This is a genomic window from Streptococcus mutans (assembly GCF_006739205.1).
Classification (GTDB): Bacteria; Bacillota; Bacilli; order Lactobacillales; family Streptococcaceae; genus Streptococcus; species Streptococcus mutans.
This window is the reverse complement of sequence record NZ_AP019720.1, coordinates 718,226-734,790: the sequence shown is the minus strand read 5'-3', so window position 1 is coordinate 734,790 and position 16,565 is coordinate 718,226. Positions and strand designations below refer to the sequence as shown.

General features: G+C 37.6%; 15 protein-coding genes. 4 read left to right on the top strand and 11 right to left on the bottom strand.

The genetic code is table 11. The features are described from left to right. Positions 1 to 33 precede the first annotated feature (33 nt). Complete coding sequence (locus FNL60_RS03900; RefSeq protein WP_002280229.1) at positions 34 to 900, bottom strand: NADPH-dependent oxidoreductase; 867 nt, start codon at positions 898 to 900, stop codon at positions 34 to 36. Between the two features lie 119 nt (positions 901 to 1,019). Next, positions 1,020 to 1,886: a helix-turn-helix transcriptional regulator gene (locus tag FNL60_RS03895; protein WP_002280228.1), complete on the bottom strand. Its 867-nt coding sequence runs from the start codon at positions 1,884 to 1,886 to the stop codon at positions 1,020 to 1,022. Positions 1,887 to 2,010: 124 nt separating this feature from the next. On the opposite strand from FNL60_RS03895, the gene FNL60_RS03890 reads away from it, so the two are divergent. Both FNL60_RS03890 and FNL60_RS03885 read left to right on the top strand, forming a co-directional pair. After that, entirely contained in the window at positions 2,011 to 3,501 is a 1,491-nt protein-coding gene (locus FNL60_RS03890) for an FAD-dependent oxidoreductase (RefSeq protein ID WP_002280227.1), read from the top strand. A gap of 9 nt (positions 3,502 to 3,510) precedes the next feature. Continuing rightward, positions 3,511 to 4,686 (top strand): MFS transporter, encoded by a 1,176-nt coding sequence (locus FNL60_RS03885; RefSeq protein WP_002279852.1) that lies wholly within the window; start codon positions 3,511 to 3,513, stop codon positions 4,684 to 4,686. A gap of 175 nt (positions 4,687 to 4,861) precedes the next feature. Here FNL60_RS03885 and FNL60_RS03880 read toward each other — a convergent pair whose 3' ends face one another. From FNL60_RS03880 to hemW, 6 genes are all read right to left on the bottom strand, one after another. Further along, a complete protein-coding gene (locus FNL60_RS03880; protein ID WP_002280226.1) occupies positions 4,862 to 7,390 on the bottom strand; it encodes an ABC transporter ATP-binding protein/permease in 2,529 nt (842 codons plus the stop codon). 95 nt (positions 7,391 to 7,485) lie between these two features. After that, positions 7,486 to 8,145 (bottom strand): TIGR01906 family membrane protein, encoded by a 660-nt coding sequence (locus tag FNL60_RS03875; protein WP_002278602.1) that lies wholly within the window; start codon positions 8,143 to 8,145, stop codon positions 7,486 to 7,488. Continuing rightward, positions 8,135 to 8,908 carry a TIGR01457 family HAD-type hydrolase gene (locus FNL60_RS03870; protein WP_002280225.1) on the bottom strand — a complete coding sequence of 258 codons (774 nt, stop codon included), beginning with the start codon at positions 8,906 to 8,908 and terminating at the stop codon, positions 8,135 to 8,137. The genes FNL60_RS03875 and FNL60_RS03870 overlap by 11 nt, the downstream gene beginning before the upstream one ends. 14 nt (positions 8,909 to 8,922) lie before the next feature. Further along, positions 8,923 to 9,540, bottom strand: coding sequence for an NUDIX hydrolase N-terminal domain-containing protein (locus FNL60_RS03865; protein ID WP_002280224.1), 618 nt, complete (start codon positions 9,538 to 9,540; stop codon positions 8,923 to 8,925). Positions 9,541 to 9,560: 20 nt separating this feature from the next. Next, positions 9,561 to 10,289: an acyl-ACP thioesterase domain-containing protein gene (locus FNL60_RS03860; RefSeq protein WP_002263557.1), complete on the bottom strand. Its 729-nt coding sequence runs from the start codon at positions 10,287 to 10,289 to the stop codon at positions 9,561 to 9,563. A 2-nt stretch (positions 10,290 to 10,291) separates the two neighbouring features. Continuing rightward, the gene (hemW, locus tag FNL60_RS03855) at positions 10,292 to 11,434 is read right to left on the bottom strand and encodes a radical SAM family heme chaperone HemW (protein ID WP_002263888.1); all 1,143 of its coding nucleotides are present in this window, start codon (positions 11,432 to 11,434) and stop codon (positions 10,292 to 10,294) included. A 522-nt stretch (positions 11,435 to 11,956) separates the two neighbouring features. On the opposite strand from hemW, the gene FNL60_RS03850 reads away from it, so the two are divergent. Then, entirely contained in the window at positions 11,957 to 12,553 is a 597-nt protein-coding gene (locus FNL60_RS03850) for a TetR/AcrR family transcriptional regulator (protein ID WP_002263121.1), read from the top strand. Continuing rightward, a complete protein-coding gene (gene mdaB / locus FNL60_RS03845; RefSeq protein WP_002263120.1) occupies positions 12,550 to 13,116 on the top strand; it encodes an NAD(P)H-dependent oxidoreductase MdaB in 567 nt (188 codons plus the stop codon). The genes FNL60_RS03850 and mdaB overlap by 4 nt, the downstream gene beginning before the upstream one ends. Before the next feature lie 59 nt (positions 13,117 to 13,175). Here the strand turns inward: mdaB and FNL60_RS03840 are convergent, their stop codons facing one another. Genes FNL60_RS03840 through FNL60_RS03830 form a run of 3 tightly spaced genes read right to left on the bottom strand, consistent with a single transcriptional unit; the run spans position 13,176 to position 16,560 of the window. Further along, on the bottom strand, positions 13,176 to 14,429 hold the full coding sequence (locus tag FNL60_RS03840; protein ID WP_002267206.1) for a dihydrolipoamide acetyltransferase family protein: 1,254 nt from the start codon (positions 14,427 to 14,429) through the stop codon (positions 13,176 to 13,178). Between the two features lie 13 nt (positions 14,430 to 14,442). Then, positions 14,443 to 15,474 carry an alpha-ketoacid dehydrogenase subunit beta gene (locus tag FNL60_RS03835; protein ID WP_002267205.1) on the bottom strand — a complete coding sequence of 344 codons (1,032 nt, stop codon included), beginning with the start codon at positions 15,472 to 15,474 and terminating at the stop codon, positions 14,443 to 14,445. A 12-nt stretch (positions 15,475 to 15,486) separates the two neighbouring features. After that, on the bottom strand, positions 15,487 to 16,560 hold the full coding sequence (locus FNL60_RS03830) for a thiamine pyrophosphate-dependent dehydrogenase E1 component subunit alpha (RefSeq protein ID WP_002267204.1): 1,074 nt from the start codon (positions 16,558 to 16,560) through the stop codon (positions 15,487 to 15,489). Positions 16,561 to 16,565: the final 5 nt, after the last annotated feature.

Here is a 16,565-nt window from a genome sequence, read left to right as displayed (position 1 = left end):
TAAACTATTTCATCAATCTGACATTTACTGTTCTTATCTTAATAAATTATCCAGCGGATCGGTTGTTTCGATACCTAAATCTTTTCCAAAGATATTGTCTAAGGCTTTTTCAAAAGGTATTGGTTGTTTTTTGATTGCTTTGTATTGGGCATCTAAATCCTTATCAAATGGATCTTCAAGTGTATCTTTCAAAGCCGGTCCATAAGTTTTATCTAGTGCTCTTTCAAAGGGAGTATTGGTCTCTTTCTTTTGTAGTGACAATTGCTTTTCTAGCATAGCAGATGTAGCAGAGTCCTCTTGGACTGATTCTGATGCTCCTGAAATTGCATCACTAAGTTGAATGGAATCTCCCTTTAACTCCTGAACAACAGTGACATAGCGAATAAAACGTTGTAAACATTGCGCAAGATAAATAACGGTATCATCATCTTTTATTTGATTATTTTCATCAAAGACTTCTGAGGCATTCCCTAGAAAAAATTCATTTCCGGGCATGACCCAAGCATCAAGACCGGGAGCATTTAGGATTTGCCTTAAGTGCTCTTGTGCATGAGAAGTTCCCTGATTATAATAAGAAGCTCCGACAATCATGACAGGTTTATTTTTAAAGGGATGAAGCTGGTAAGATAACCATTCAAGCATGGATTTTAAACTGGCTGTAATGGTTTGATTGTGCTCTGCTGTCGCAATAATGATGCCATCTGCATTTAAGATATCTTCATTAAGCTTTTGAATAAGAGGACAATCTGCAGCACTACTATCTTGATTGAAAAGAGGGAGCTCTTTAATTTCCAAAATCTCCAATGCAAAAGCTTGACCGAACCGCTCTTTAATAAATTGCAACAATAAACGATTATAGGAAAAGGAGGCATTAGAACCAACAATAGCAACTAATTTCATCGATAGTTCCTTTCTTTTTCTGATTATTCTATCTCTATTATACAGAAAAATGCATCTTGCGATTAAAAAAAGTCATATCTTATATAATGACTTTTTTTAACTTTTATTTAAGTATCTTTCTATTGTTTATCTTGTCGATAATCATTTGGTGTCATGCCCGTCTGACTTTTAAAATTACGATGAAAATTTGAAACAGCTTTGTAGCCTAATTCTTGGCTAATTTCTTCTACACTTTTAGTTGTCAGTCGCAATTGTTCTTTAGCAATTTCTAAACGAATGGTTGTTTTTAATTGATTAAAAGAAATACCAAAAAGCTCGTGGCAGAGCCTTGAAAAATAATTGGCTTGATAAAAAAAATGAGCTGCCGCTTCTTTTAAGCTAATATGATGAACATTATCTGAAACGTATTTCATAATAGCACCTGATTGGCTATCCTTAGAAGCATACTTAACATTTACTGAAGGAAAGCGAGAGGCAAATTTAGATACTTTAGCATCATGTTGACGCAGGAGCTCCGTAAATAACAAACCTGCTAGCTTTTGCCTTTGAAAATCAATATAGACTTGTTCATCATTATTGTCTCTTAGATTTTCTAATTTTTCAAGGGCATCAAGATAGGCATGGCAAATTAAATCGGATAGATTTGTAAAAAGAATATAAGCATCTTCACTTGTATGATCATTCATTAAATCATGAATGAGAGGATTGTCGCCCACAGTATATTGATTGAGCGGTGACGGTAGGTCAAAATCAAGACTATATAAACGCAGTAAAATGGGATTTCTATCTAGAGAGTCTATCTGCAAGTGATTAAAAGATTGAGCGAGGATAATATCATAAGGTTGTAAAGGGACTTGTTTTTGGTCTGAAACAATAACCACCTGCGAAAGAATTTCCAAAATATAAAGATGTTTGCAAGATTTATGAGATTGCTGAAAGGGTTCATTTAGAGTTTGCGATAAGGTATTTGAAATAAAACGGACCATACTAAGCAAACCTCCCATCTAAAAGTCATAAAAAGTCATTTTTTAAGATATTTGTAAGGCTTTTCAAATGTGATGTTTTTCACTTATAATTATAACATAAATTAAAAATGCGAGGAACTGTCATATGGAAAAAGAATACAAAGTTGATGTCGTCGTTGCTGGAGCTGGCGGTGCTGGTTTAGCTGCTGCTCATGCTGCCGCTCAAAATGGACTTAAAGTCTTGGTTCTCGAAAAATTAAAACAAATTGGTGGGAATACTAGAATTTCCTCAGGTTTTTTTGCCATTAACACTAAAGAGCAAAACGCTGCAGGTTTAAAGCTTTCTACGCAAGAAGCCATCAGACAACTGCAAGAACATAATCATTTTCTAAGTAATGGTGCTTTGTTAAAAAACATCATCGAACATGCTAAAGAAACTTTAGAGGAAATTGAAAAATTGGGAATGGAAATTAAGCTCAATCCAACTAAGAATTCTACTCAATTTGCACATTTTGGTAATGATTACCAAGGTGGTTCTTATCACATGTATATGAATAAGGACTCTAGTTATCTGCAAATTCAAAAATCGTTGGAAGCAATGGGAGTCACCTTTATCTTTGGTGTCAGAATGACGGAACTCCTTCAAGATTCTAATGGACATGTCCGTGGTTTGAAAGCTCTCAATGATGCAGGAGAAAGTATGACAGTGCATGCTAAAGCTAGCATTATTACTACAGGTGGCTTTGGCGGTGATAAAAGACGTGTAGCCAAGGTTATGCGAACTTTAAATCTTCGCACTTTAGGTGTTCCTAATATGGGAGAAGGCTTGTCAGCTATGGAAGCTGCTGGAGGAGTTAATATTGATGGATCAGCTCTTATTCATGCAGCGCAAATGGCTCAATCCACTGTTACCCAAGAAACCAAAGGCAAGCAATTAGCAGGCTTTAATGATTCACCTCTAACACAACTTTTGCTTTCACCCTTGCTTTGGGTAGATCCAAATGGTTCTCGTTTTACCAATGAAGATGTCGTTTATGATACGGTTCAATGGTCCAACGCTGCCTATGGTGTAGGTAGTAAATATTACTATGTCATGGACACAGCAACACTTGAAAGTTATACGAAGCAGCCACTGCTTACTATTTCCAAATCCGGACCGGGTGCTTCTCAGGCTAAGGGAGATTTTGTAAGCTTAGCTGAGCAAGCAGTCCAACAAGGCATCGCTTTTAAAGGAGACAGTCTTGAAGAGCTAGCTCAGAATTCCGGAATGGATCCTATCGCTTTTAAGGCAACCGTGGCAGAATACAACAAGGCCATTGCAAGCCAAAACGATGAAATATTCAGTAAATCTGCATCATCACTTAAATATGATGTCAAGAAGGGACCATTTTATGCTTTTATCGCTCAAGTGGTTTATTTAGGAACAGTTGGCGGTGTCCGTGTTGATAAAGATCTTCGCGTTCTTGATGCTTATATGAAAGCAATTTCTGGACTTTATACTGGCGGAGCTAATGCTGGTGGTTATTATGCCCCTCGCAATTATCCTGCTTATGAAGGTTTAGCTTCAGGCTTCTCATGGACATCTGGACGTTTAGCTGGTCTAGCTGCCGCTAACGATATTAAAAAATACAATTAGGAGGCTCTCATGAATCAAAAAAATCTCAGTCCAAGCTCTTGGTTTTTTAAAATTTCAGTCTTGTCTCTATCCATTCTAGCCATGACAGCTCCTTCGATTTCTATTGCCAATAATCTGTTGCAAAAGACTTTTACTCAACAGTCAACAGCAGAAATTGAGATGATTTCAACTCTTCCAAATTTCGGAGTGCTTCTGCTCATTCTCTTTGCAGATACGATTGCTAATAAATTTGGTATTAAACGTACTATTATGGCTGGTTTGTTGATGTACCTTTTAGGTGGTGTTTTACCTTCTTTTATTCCTAATTATTATGCTATTGTCTTCTTACGTTTCCTTATGGGCTGTGGAATTGGTTTATTTAATCCTTTTTCAGTTAGTTTAATGTATCGTTTTTATAAAGACCAAGAATTATCCGATATGTTAGGATTTCAAAATACTGGTCAAAATCTTGGAAATGCTGGTTTTGGTTTCTTATTAGGAGCCTTGGTATTAGCTGGTTGGAAAGTTGCCTTTATGGGATATTTTATTGCTCTTATTCCGCTTATTCTCTTCGGCGCTTTTGTTGTTATTCCTGACGATCAACCAACTATTAAAAAAGAAAGACCAAAATTGGCGGATTCTATTAATGGACATATCCTTCTCTTGGCCTTGCTTTTTCTCATTATCTTTGGCATGTTTATGATGATGACCATTAAGATGGCACTTTTTGGAGCGGAAACTGGCCTCATTTCTGCTTCAGCAGCCTCTTCTATTCTTGCAGTATTAGGGCTGTCATCTATGTTTTCAGCTATTGCCTTTGGAAAATTAAGTAAGCGCGTTGGTAATTTTATGCTACCCATCTCATTGACAGGTATAGCTATGGGCTTCTTCATTGTTGCCAGTGCCAGTAATGCAGCTATGGTTGTTTTGGGAGTTATTATTGCTGGAATTTTCTTTGGTTGGGTTTTTCCACAAGCTTTTCTCCGAGCAGCACAGGTTGGCCCCAAAGAGGGTGGAACATTGACAACTTCAGTTATCCTAATGGGAATCAATCTAGGTGCCTTTCTTTCTCCTTCAGTTGTTAATTTTGTTGCTAATCTTTTAGGAAATAAAACGGCTGCATCAGTTTTAGCAATGTGTGGCTGGGGCTTTGCTCTTTTGGCTATATTGGAATATCTTTATACGTTCTTCAACCAAAGAACGTAAGTTTCATAAATTTAAAATTAAAAGTTAAAATATGGAAAATGCTTGCCATTAAAATTTTTATCATCCTTTTAAAACAAACTTTAACTATTTTTAATTGAGTCTTTTAAAAGGACTTATTAGATAATGGTGCATAAAAAAGCGAAACAATTATTATCTTTTTGTTTCGCTTTTGTCTTTATTCTGTCCGTAAGGCTTCGACGGGATCTTTTTTAGCTGCTACACGTGATGGCAGAATACCTGCAAAGACGGTGAGTACGATAGAAATAGCAATGAGAACAATTGCTGACCAAATAGGTAGGGAAGAGATATGATTGATATTCAGCCAATTTTTCACAATAAGTGTAATCGCAATATTTAGTAAAAGGGTAATCAAGATTCCAAGTACTCCAGCGATAGCACCTTCAATAATGGTCTCTGCTGTAAAGATACGGGTTACATCCTTCTTAGAAGCCCCCATAGCACGCAAAACACCAATTTCCTTGGTGCGTTCTAAAACAGAGATATAGGTAATAATACCAATCATAATAGACGATACAATCAAGGAAATAGCAACAAAACCAATTAAAATATAGGTGACGGCATTAATCATTGTTGTTACTGATGACATCATCAAACCAACTGTATCTGTATAACGAATTACTCTAGACTTATGCTTATCCCTTTTGACTTTTTTATTATAATCACTGATTAAATCCTTCAGAGCTTCCTTATCTTTGAAAGAAGAGGCATAAAAATGGATGGTTTCTGGATTATTGTTATCAATGATACCAATTTTTTCCAAGTTATCTTTATAAGTTGCATTGGCATTTTCATTGTAACGATTGACATAATCAGCTAATTCTTCAGCTGACATCGAAGCCATACTAGCTTGCTGCTGAACACTCAAATTGTCTGAGGAGAAAGTTTTGTTACCGCTTGAAAAGGATTGACCGGTAAAGACATTCAATTTCTTATTAGCCAGCTGCTCTTTGGCAATAGTGCTGCTCTTGATTTTTTTAGCAAGATAATCAGTTAAATCATGGCTGTAACCAACACCGGCACTGGAACTTTCGCTTGTTGTTCCTTCTTGTGGTTTGACAATACCAACAATCTTAATATTTTCAGCAGCATTGATGACTTGCTTCATGTAAGCATCATTATCAGAACGATCAATCCAAGCATTACCTTCTTTTTGGTAAAGATCAGAATTGATAACGAGCTTGTAAGTTCTGCCAATCAAATCTTTATAATGGTAACTGCTGGTTTTGACTTTTTTAATCGTTTTGCTATTTAATTGCTTGGCATCCTTAATTCCCAAACTGTAAAGAACATAATCATCAATTTTGTTGTTTTCATCAGCCATAAGCACAACTTCATTATATTGCTTTGGCAAATGCCCTGAAATAACTTGATATTGTGAAGACAGCATTTTTTCATTAGAAGATAATTCTTGCCAAATATCAAGGTTAGAAACGACTGTTTGAATACTTGTGCTGGTATCTTTCAGATCTTTGCTTAAAGTATTAGGATTGACAGCTTTGACTCCCTTTGAAGTATCAGACTGATAAATTCGAGGTGTTATTTTATAAGAATACTGAATATCTTTGGTAACAGCAGCAAATTTCTTTTGATGTTTTTTGATATAAGTTTTAAATGAAGCCAAATCATTATCAACGACCTGCGTTGAAATCATATTCTTTAGGATACTATTGGTTCCAATCTTCTTGTTTGTCTTTTTCTTATCAGACTTCTTGTTTTCATTACTATTAGCTGCAAGAAGTCCGATAAAATTTTTATTGGAAGACTTTTCGATAGATAAAGGATAAGCAACCAGCGTATCTTCTTGCGTTTTAGCAATATATTTTTGCACACCATTTGACAGCGATAAGATCAAAGCAATCCCAATGATCCCAATAGATCCTGCAAAGGCAGTTAGCAAGGTTCGTCCCTTCTTGGTCAATAAATTATTAAAAGAAAGCGAAAGAGCTGTTGTAAAAGACATTTTAGTCTTTTTAAAATCAACAGTTGCTTTTCTGATCTCATCGTCAGTATATGGATTGCTGTCATTAATAATATGACCATCAAGAACCTTGATAATGCGATTAGAATATTTTTCTGCTAAATCGGGATTATGAGTTACCATAATGACTAAACGCTCTTGAGCAATTTCCTTTAGCAAATCCATAATCTGCAAGGATGTTTCTGAGTCTAAAGCCCCTGTTGGTTCATCAGCCAGTAAGATATCAGGATTATTAACTAAGGCACGCGCAATCGCAACCCGCTGCATCTGACCACCTGACATTTGGTTGGGCTTTTTATTAATCTCATCTTCCAAACCAACCCGCTTCAAAGCATCCAAAGCACGTTTTCGGCGTTCAGCTTTTGAAACACCTGATAGGGTTAGGGCTAATTCAACATTAGCCAGCGCTGTTTGATGCGAAATGAGATTATAAGACTGAAAAACAAAACCAATAGTATTATTGCGATAGCTGTCCCAGTCTTTGTCTTTAAAATCTTTGGTCGATTTTCCGTTGATTAATAAATCACCAGTCGTGTATTGATCCAAACCGCCAATAATATTAAGCAAGGTCGTTTTCCCTGAGCCGGACTGCCCTAAAACCGCAACAAATTCATTGGCACGAAAGTTGACACTAACATTTTCCAAAGCCATTCGCTTAATACCCGCAGTTTCATATACTTTAGTAATATGCTTTAACTCTAACATTCTTAACTCCTAGCAACAAGATAATAACTATTATTTTAGAATTTTACTGCTAAAACTGCAAAGGAAAAACGTAAAAAAAGAAAACAAACCAGTTATTAGAACCGTTTTGTCTCTTCTGTACTGCCTCTGTTCTCTTTGTTTTTCCTTCTAATCTGCCACAAAAGGCTGCAAAATGAAACCTCATAAAGAATCAGAAAAAGCAAAAAGCAGTGTAAAAAGAAGGCTTCAGGCAAAATATAGATAACAGAGTCTGTGTTTGGGTTAAAAAGCCAAGTATCATCCCCTGCAAAAAGGACTTGATGAAAAAGTGTGAAAAAACTATCAAAACCTATTCCCACAGCGATTAGAGTCAAAATAAGAGGGATAAGTGCTGTAAACTTTAGAGATCGTTGATACAAGACACCATAGCCTTTTTGAACGACATTTTTCATAAAAAAAAGAAAACTAGGCAGGGTTAAAAGAAAACAGATTTGTGCTAAATGAAAAAGCCATTTTACTTGCTCAAAATGGTGCAAACCATCTTTGGAAGAAGGAAAATCAGGCATAACCAGCTGCCAATGAAAAGGACTGGTCAAATAAAGCATTAAACGATTGAAATTATCCTGAATCTGACCGCTTTTCATATAAACCACTTTTTCCAAACCCAACAAAGATATCTCTAAAGGATAAAAAAGCCAGACTAAATAAATGGTGGCAAGAACTGAAAAAGCCAGCAAAAAAAGAAGGCTAAAAATAAAGTGAAACTTATCTTTCATCGAAATCCCACTCCGCAAGACTGGATAAAACAAAATCTGGCTGAATTGGCAAAGCAGGTACTTCTTCTGGTTTGGTGAAACCTGTCGTCACCAAAAGCGTTGCAATATCATTTTTAATGCCAGCAGTAATATCTGTCAGATAATTATCGCCAACCATTATCGCTTCATGGCGTTTGACGCCCAGACGATCTAAAGCTTTATTCATGATAACAGCTTCAGGCTTACCAATAATAATAGGCTTAACACGTGTTGCTTTTTCCAAAAGAAATAAAATAGCCCCCGCTCCCGGCAATAAGCCGCGCTCTGTTGGAATATTGAGATCAGGATTTGTTCCAATAAAAACAGCCCCTTTTTGAATGGCCAAAGTCGCCAGAGTTAGCTTTTCATAAGTCAAATTCGTATCTAAACCAACCACTACATAAGCAGGATTCTCACTATCTTCACGATACCCCGCTTCAGCAACAGCCTTTTTAAGTCCTGTTTCACCAATGACATAAGCTGTTTTCCCACGTTTCATATCGTTCATATAATCAATAGTCGCTAAGGTCGCTGTGTAAATAGTTTCAAGTGGCGTTTTGATATTAAAAGAGGTTGCTAGCATTTCTTGAACCATTTCGGGCGTACGTGTTGTATTATTAGTCACTAAAATATAGGGAAACTGTCTTTCCTGCAATCGTTTAACAAAATCTTCTCCAGCAGGAATTCTGTCTTTTCCTTTATAGATGGTCCCATCAAGGTCAATAAGGTAACCCTTGTATGTCATTAATCCTAACTCCTTTAATCTATTACAGTTTTCCAATCATCATTTTCATAAGCGGCAAAGCACATTTGAATTTGGTCTTCATTGGTCTTAGCTTGAGCTAATGTTGGCAATTGATCTCGTTCAAAATAGTCACTAGCAATGGTCTCAAGATTTTTAGTAAAAGCGCCACCAGTTGCATAACAGAGTGAAAAAATTTTACAAATTTTATAAGCATAAGGCGGTTGGTTATGTTTATCTCTATCTTGTACTGCTATTACTTTATCTAAGACAACATTTAAACCTGCTTCTTCCTTAACTTCTTTGATAGTATTTTCCTTGACAGACTGATCAACATCGCACCACCCTCCCGGCAACGCCCAAGTGCCATTGGCCTCTTGGACGAGCAGGATTTTATTTTCTTTAAAAATAGCGGCACGGGTATCAATCTTTGGTGTTTGATAGCCAGTCTCACTAGCAAAGAGATTTTCAACTTTTTGAGCTGGCAAATCAGAAAGAGCCGTTAGCATTTGCACAGAGAGATCTCGAATCTCTTCAAATCGCTCAATATCATATTTATCCTTACCATAGGCCAGACCCGCTTGTGCCAATGACTGCAAACGAATTAGCCAATCTAACCATTTCTTCTCTTGCATGGCTTAGCTCCATCATCTAGTTATATTTTTTCCCACTGCGTAATGGCTTGTGCATTAACGTACCCGTTTGAAGTAATCTCATGCTTGGTGATTAAGCCATCTTGTTCCAAACGTGATTCAATGTCACTGCCATATTGCACCTCTTTGACATACTTGAGGTTAATTTTTTTCGGAGTATATGCTTTTAAAAAATTAAAATCAAGGACATCATACATCCATTCAAGATAACGGCTGTTGTTGACATGTCCATTAATATCAAGGTCAAAATATCGAACATGATAAAGCGTGTCAGTCGCTTTTTCCAAAGCTTTATACTTTGGCCCCCTTAAAATTTTTCTGATTTTCTCAGACTCATAAGGAGCAACCAAATCTTCTGGGACATCATGCACCCTGCGTGTATCATAATCCATAAGAACAAAGGTTGAAAAAATATCTACAAGCTTTTCACCATTTTGATCGTAAATGCGAAACTCACGATAACAAAAATAACGATTGTATGAAATTGGCTCTGTTTCAATCTCCACAATTTCATTAAAACGTGGTAAGCGGTCAATGGTCACCTCGTGTTCTGAGACAACCCAGACTAAATTATAATCTTTAAAAATGCGCTCATCTCCCAAACCTAAACTAACAGACTGATCGCTAGCAATCTGTAAGGCAACTGACAAAATGTGAGGCAGCTTAACATTATGATTGACATCACTTTCATAAAAAGGTATTTGATAACGTGTTTTAAATTTTTTCCCCATGATTATTTCTGCTCCAAAATAAATTTCTCAGCAACAGTATCTCCCAAAAAGAGACCTTTTTTACTCATCCTAATACAATCTTTTTCCACTAAAATCAGACCATCCTTCTCTAAGTCATCAATAGCCTGACCATAAACTTCCATTAAAGGCAAACCAAATTTGTCTTCAAATCGCTGAATTGAAATCCCCGATTTCTTTCGCAAACCCAAAAAGAGTTCTTCTTCCATTTTCTCCGATTGACTTAACCTTTCTTCTTGAAAGCGAGCCTGTCTCTTTTCCTTAATAGCTTTCAAATAATGCTGGATAGGCCCGCGGTTACGATAGCGGATACCATCAACATAGCCCGAAGCCCCTGCACCGCAGCCAAAATACTCAGCATTGTTCCAATACATCAGATTGTGACGGCTTTCAAAACCAGGCTTGGTAAAGTTAGAAATTTCATAATGCTCAAAACCATGATCTTCCATTTCAGAAATGATATAGTCAAACATTTCCGCCTCCAAATCTTCTGCTGGCAGATTGAGTTTCCCGCGTCGCATTTTATTCATAAAAACCGTATGATGTTCCAAAATCAAACTGTAAAGGCTCAGATGCGGAATATCCAAGGCCAGCGCTTTAGCTACATTTTCTTTGACATCAGTTATGGTTTGATTGGGCAGGGCATAAATCAAGTCAATAGAAATATTATCAAAACCAGCACTTTTTAAACTGTCAATACTTTCATAAATCTGAGCTTCATTATGTCCGCGTCCAATTTGTTTCAGATGCTTATTATTAAAAGTCTGTACACCTAAAGAAACACGATTAACAGCTGATTGCTTCAACACTGCTACTTTATCCGGTGTCAAATCTCCCGGATTTGCTTCAATGGTAAATTCTTCCAACATATTAAGATTGAGATTTTTCGACAGATTAGTCAGCAGGTAATCCAATTGCTCCCCAGAAATGGCTGTTGGTGTACCGCCGCCAATATAGAGGGTTTGCAAGTCCTTAATCTGATAGTAATCATTAAACTCCTTAATCAGGGCCTCCAAATAAGCATCTACAGGCTGATTCTTAATAAAAACTTTTGAAAAATCGCAATAATAGCAAATCTGTGTACAAAAAGGAATATGCACATAGGCTGACGTAGGTTTTTTAGACATAGTTTTATTATATCACATCTTTTTTCAGTGATATGTAAAATCTTCAGAACTCTATACCCCAATCAGAGGTGCTAATGATGTCGCTTAATATAAGATTGTCCAATCCGTTCATGGGATCAAGTAACTCCGACAGTTCCTCAAACTGCTAGAGTTATCACTTACAAAAGCAAGAGATACTTTAATAGACCAGTGAACTAGCGAACCTTTAAAGGTTTGAAGCTAAAAATTAAGACGCAAGAACTGCCAGCCAAGCGTTACGTCATTAATATATAAAGAATTAGTGACCTCTAAAGATAACCACAATCAAGCTTAGAGAGCGATACTGCCTAAGATGACTATCAAAAAAAGTCTCAAAGGAAAGGAATGGTTCACTCCAATAGTTGCTTAGAAATCCTATTATGCAGTAAGCAGTATCAGCCGATTATTGTATCACGTCACTTTTGCAGTAGAGGTTTGACAAAATAAAGTAGACGATGTATACTTATAAACAAGGTAGACAATGTCTACTTTCGGAGGAAAACAATGAAGCGCAATACAGCTCAACTGAAAGAAAAGCTCATTCAAACAGGAGTTGAAGAAATCAAAAAAAATGGCCTTGATCAGCTCTCTCTTAGAACTATTGCTAAAAACTGCGGCGTCACTCATGGGACTCCTTACCGCCACTTTAAGAGTAAGGAAGATTATCTGAGAGTTGTCTTGACACGACTTTCGACTTTTCTCAATCAGGAAATAGCTCAAGGGATTGATCAAAAAGTTTCTGCTCGAGATCAGCTCGCTCAAATGGGATTTAATCTCATTACTTTTACTAAACGTTATCCTTATTTCTTTGAAGCCCTCTTTATTAAATTTCCCTTTAAGTATATGAAAATTACTCAGGAGACTATTGTACTGGATTCTGACTTACCGGGGTTTGATAAATTTAAACGTATTGTTTTCGATCTCCGTAAAGAGGAGAGCTTCACTAATAGTGAAGCTGAGACACTTTTTCACTTCTGGAGTTTTATCTCAGGTCTTGCTGTTCTAGCCAACAGTCCCATTGGGCGCGACCTTGATAATCAAGCTATCCACACGACTATTAATCATATGCTTGATATTTACATTAAAGGAGAACAAACATGAAAATTTTAATTGTTTACACACATCCAAATCCAACTAGTTTTAATGCTGAAATTCTCAAACAAGTTCAAACAAATCTTTCCAAAGAACACACTGTTAGTACTTTAGATTTGTACGCTGAGCATTTCGACCCCGTTTTGCAATTTAATGAAACTCATAAACGACGTGATTTGGCTAAGGTTGCTGAAATGGAGAAATACCGCGACTTAGTTACTTGGGCAGATCATCTGATCTTCATCTTTCCTATCTGGTGGAGCGGTATGCCGGCTATACTCAAAGGCTTTATTGACCGAGTCTTTGTAGCTGACTTTGCTTATTCTTATAAAAAAGTTGGTCTTGAAGGGCATTTACAAGGAAAATCTGCTTGGATCATCACGACTCACAACACACCATCTTTTGCTATGCCTTTCGTCCAAGACTATGGTAAAGTCTTGAAAAAGCAAATTCTAAAACCTTGTGCTATCTCACCAGTGAAATTAACTGAATTAACCAGTATCGAAAAAATATCTGATGACGAGCGCCAGAAATTATTGCATAAAGTAGCTCAAATAACGCGTAATATTTAATCTCAAAAAGAGAAAGGGAAAATCAATTAAATTTTCCCTTTCTCTTTTACTTCTGCTTATTAGAATACCAGACTATAAGCATCTTCCAAGTAGGAGATAACAGCTCCTAAAAATTCAGCTGCTGGTGCACCATCTAAGACTTGATGGTCAAAGGTCAAACTAAGTGGTAAAAATTGTTTTTCAGCTACTTGACCATTCTCATCAAGAGTCAAAGCTTTCTGGATAGCCCCAACACCTAAGATAGCAACTTCAGGTGCATTCAAAATCGGTGTAAAGTATTCAATGCCTTGAGCACCTAGATTGGTAATAGAGAATGTGGAACCTGAATACAAGGATGGATCCAGAGTTCCTTTACGTGCTTGTTCTGCTTCTTCTTTAATAGTTCGTCCCAAATCTGACAGCGTTAATTTATCAGCATGACGAATAACAGGAACGACCAAACCATCACTCAAAGCAGTTGCCATACCAATATGAATATCTTCTTTTTCTTCATATTGACCGCCTGCATACCAAGCATTCGCTTCAGGATAATCTTTCAAAGCCTTCGTTACCGCTTTGGTCAATAAGGTTGTAATGCCAATTTCCCCGTTTTCAAGCGGTGCATTAACCTTAGTTTTTATATCTTGCCTGAAAGCCATTAAAGGCGTAACATCTGCCTTTCGATGAAGCGTTAATTGAGCACTAGAATGGATACTACTCATCATGCGCTCAGCAATGACTTTGCGTATACCTGTTAAACCAACACCATAGTTTACATTTGTTGGAGCATCTAAAGCCGTTACAGGTTCAGCTGTAGGAATACTAGCAGGATTAAAGGCTTCAACGTCACGGCGTGTGATACGTCCGTTACCGCCTGTTCCTTTGATATAAGTAATGTCTAGCCCTTTTTCCTTGGCAATCTTTCGGGCCAGCGGTGTGATAAAAATCCGTCCGTCTTCATGCTTTTCAGCAACGGGTGCTGCTGAAACAGTCCTGCTTTCTTCTGGAACTACTGTTTGCCCTGCTGAAGCAACTTCACTTTCAGCTTCTGTATCTACTTCTGGAGCGTCACCTGCAGCGTCAGGAACAGCCTCACCTTCTTGACCAATCCAAGCAATGATTTGTTTACAAGGAACAGTCTCACCTTCTCCCTTAACTATTTTTAAAATAACACCAGCTTCTGGAGCTTCAACTTCACTTGTTAACTTTTCAGAACTAATTTCCAACACGGGATCGCCAGCTGCAACTGTGTCGCCTTCTTTAACGAGCCATTGGTTAATTAGCCCTTCTGTCATGGTTAAACCTAATTTAGGCATCACGATTTCTGTAGCCATATTATCCCCCCTTCTATGCTTTCAAGTCGTCAATCAATTCAGCTGCTGCTTCAATGACACGGTCTGCATTAGGGATGTATAGTTGTTCAAGATTGATGGCAAACGGAACAGGTACATTTGGTGCACAAACACATTTAATTGGGCCATCTAGATAATCGAATGCCTTATCATTAACAACAGAAGCAATATCTGTCGCTGTATTATTATGTGGGTTTGATTCATCAATCACAATCAAGCGTCCTGTCTTTTTCACAGAATTTAGAACGGTTTCTTGATCCCAAGGTGCAACTGTTCTAAGATCAATGACTTCAACAGAAATGCCATCCTTAGCCAAACGATCTGCTACTTCATAAGCCACATAGAGCATTTTACCAATAGTTACAATGGTTAAATCATTACCTTCACGACGGACGGCTGCCTTTCCAATCGGAACGGTATAATAATCCTCTGGCACTTCACCTTTAAAGCCATACAACGTCTTATCTTCTGAAAAGATAACAATATTATCATCTTCAAGAGCAGAAAGAAGCAGACCCTTGGCATCATAAGGTGTCGCTGGAACAACTACCTTAATTCCTGGGATTGAACCAAAGATGCCATAGTAAGATCCTGAGTGCTGTGCAGCAGCTGAAGCGCCTGCACCATGCATGGTACGAACGGTCATCGGCACTTTTGCCTTGCCACCAAACATATAACGCATTTTCGACCCTTGGCCAATCAAAGCATCAAAACAAAAACCAATAAAGTCATTGAACATCAATTCTGGCACAGGATGCAATCCCGTCAAAGCCATCCCAACAGAAGCTGACATGTAACCATGTTCTGAAAGAGGGGTGTCAATAACACGATCACGACTGTATTTAGCCATTAAACCGCTGGTAACCCCCATAACACCGCCCCAGGCTTCTTCGTTTTGCTCTTCTAAATGTTTAACCTTAACACCACCTGCAATATCTTCACCAAGTAAAATAATTTTGTCATCTTTGGCCATTGCCATATCAAGCGCTTCATTAATTGCTTTCATAAATAATAGTTCTCTAGCCATTTCTAACCTCCTTTACTCAGCAAATACATCTTCAAGTAGTGATTCTGCTTTAGGAATTGGACTGTCTTGAGCATATTTAATGGCATCATCAACATCTTTCTTTGATTCTTCTAATATTTCATCCAATTCTTCTTCTGTCAATAGCTCATGTTCAATAGTATAATTGCGGAAAACTTCTAGTGGATCAACATCTGCCCAGTCTTTTTCTTCTCCGTCTGGAGCTTTATATTTTTGTTCATCCCCTTCAAAGTGACCATGATCACGGTAAGTAACAGCTTCAATCAAAGTTGGCCCTTGACCAGATCTAGCACGTTCAACAGCTTCTTTAGCCACTTGATAGACGGCAAAGAGATCTTTCCCATTAACACGAACACCAGGCATATCATAAGCCAATGCCCTTTCGGCAATGGTAGCTGATGCTGATGAATACCATTGTGGTGTTGATTCAGCAAACAGGTTATTTTCATTGACAAAAACAACAGGCAATTTCCAAATAGAAGCCATATTTAAACATTCATGGAAAAGGCCTTCATTAGCGGCACCATCTCCAAAGAAACAAACAGCAACATCATCAGTCTTAAGATACTTATTACGCATAGCAGCTCCAGTTGCCAGACCAAAACCGCCACCAACCATACCATTGGCACCAAGGATTCCCTTGTCCAAATCAGCAATGTGCATGGAGCCACCCTTACCTTTGCCAAGACCCGTCTCTTTGCCAAAAATTTCAGCCATCATGCCCTTAAGGTCACCACCCTTGGCCACACAATGACCATGCCCACGGTGGGTACTGGTAATATAGTCTTTATCCGTTAAATTGGCACAGACTCCTGCGGCTACGGCTTCTTCACCTGCATACAAATGAACAAAACCAGGAATTTGCCCCGCTGCAAAGAAACGTCTAGCATTTTCCTCAAAATTACGAATATCCCACATGGTTTTATACATATCTTTAGCTTGCTCTTTGGAAACTTCTTGGGCTTCAATATCTGTTGCCGTGTGAACCTTCAAATCAACAAGTTCTGAAACAGCTTCATTTGTCCTTGTTCTTGTTAGTTCTTGTGGTAAATCTTTATAGTTTGGCATTATCC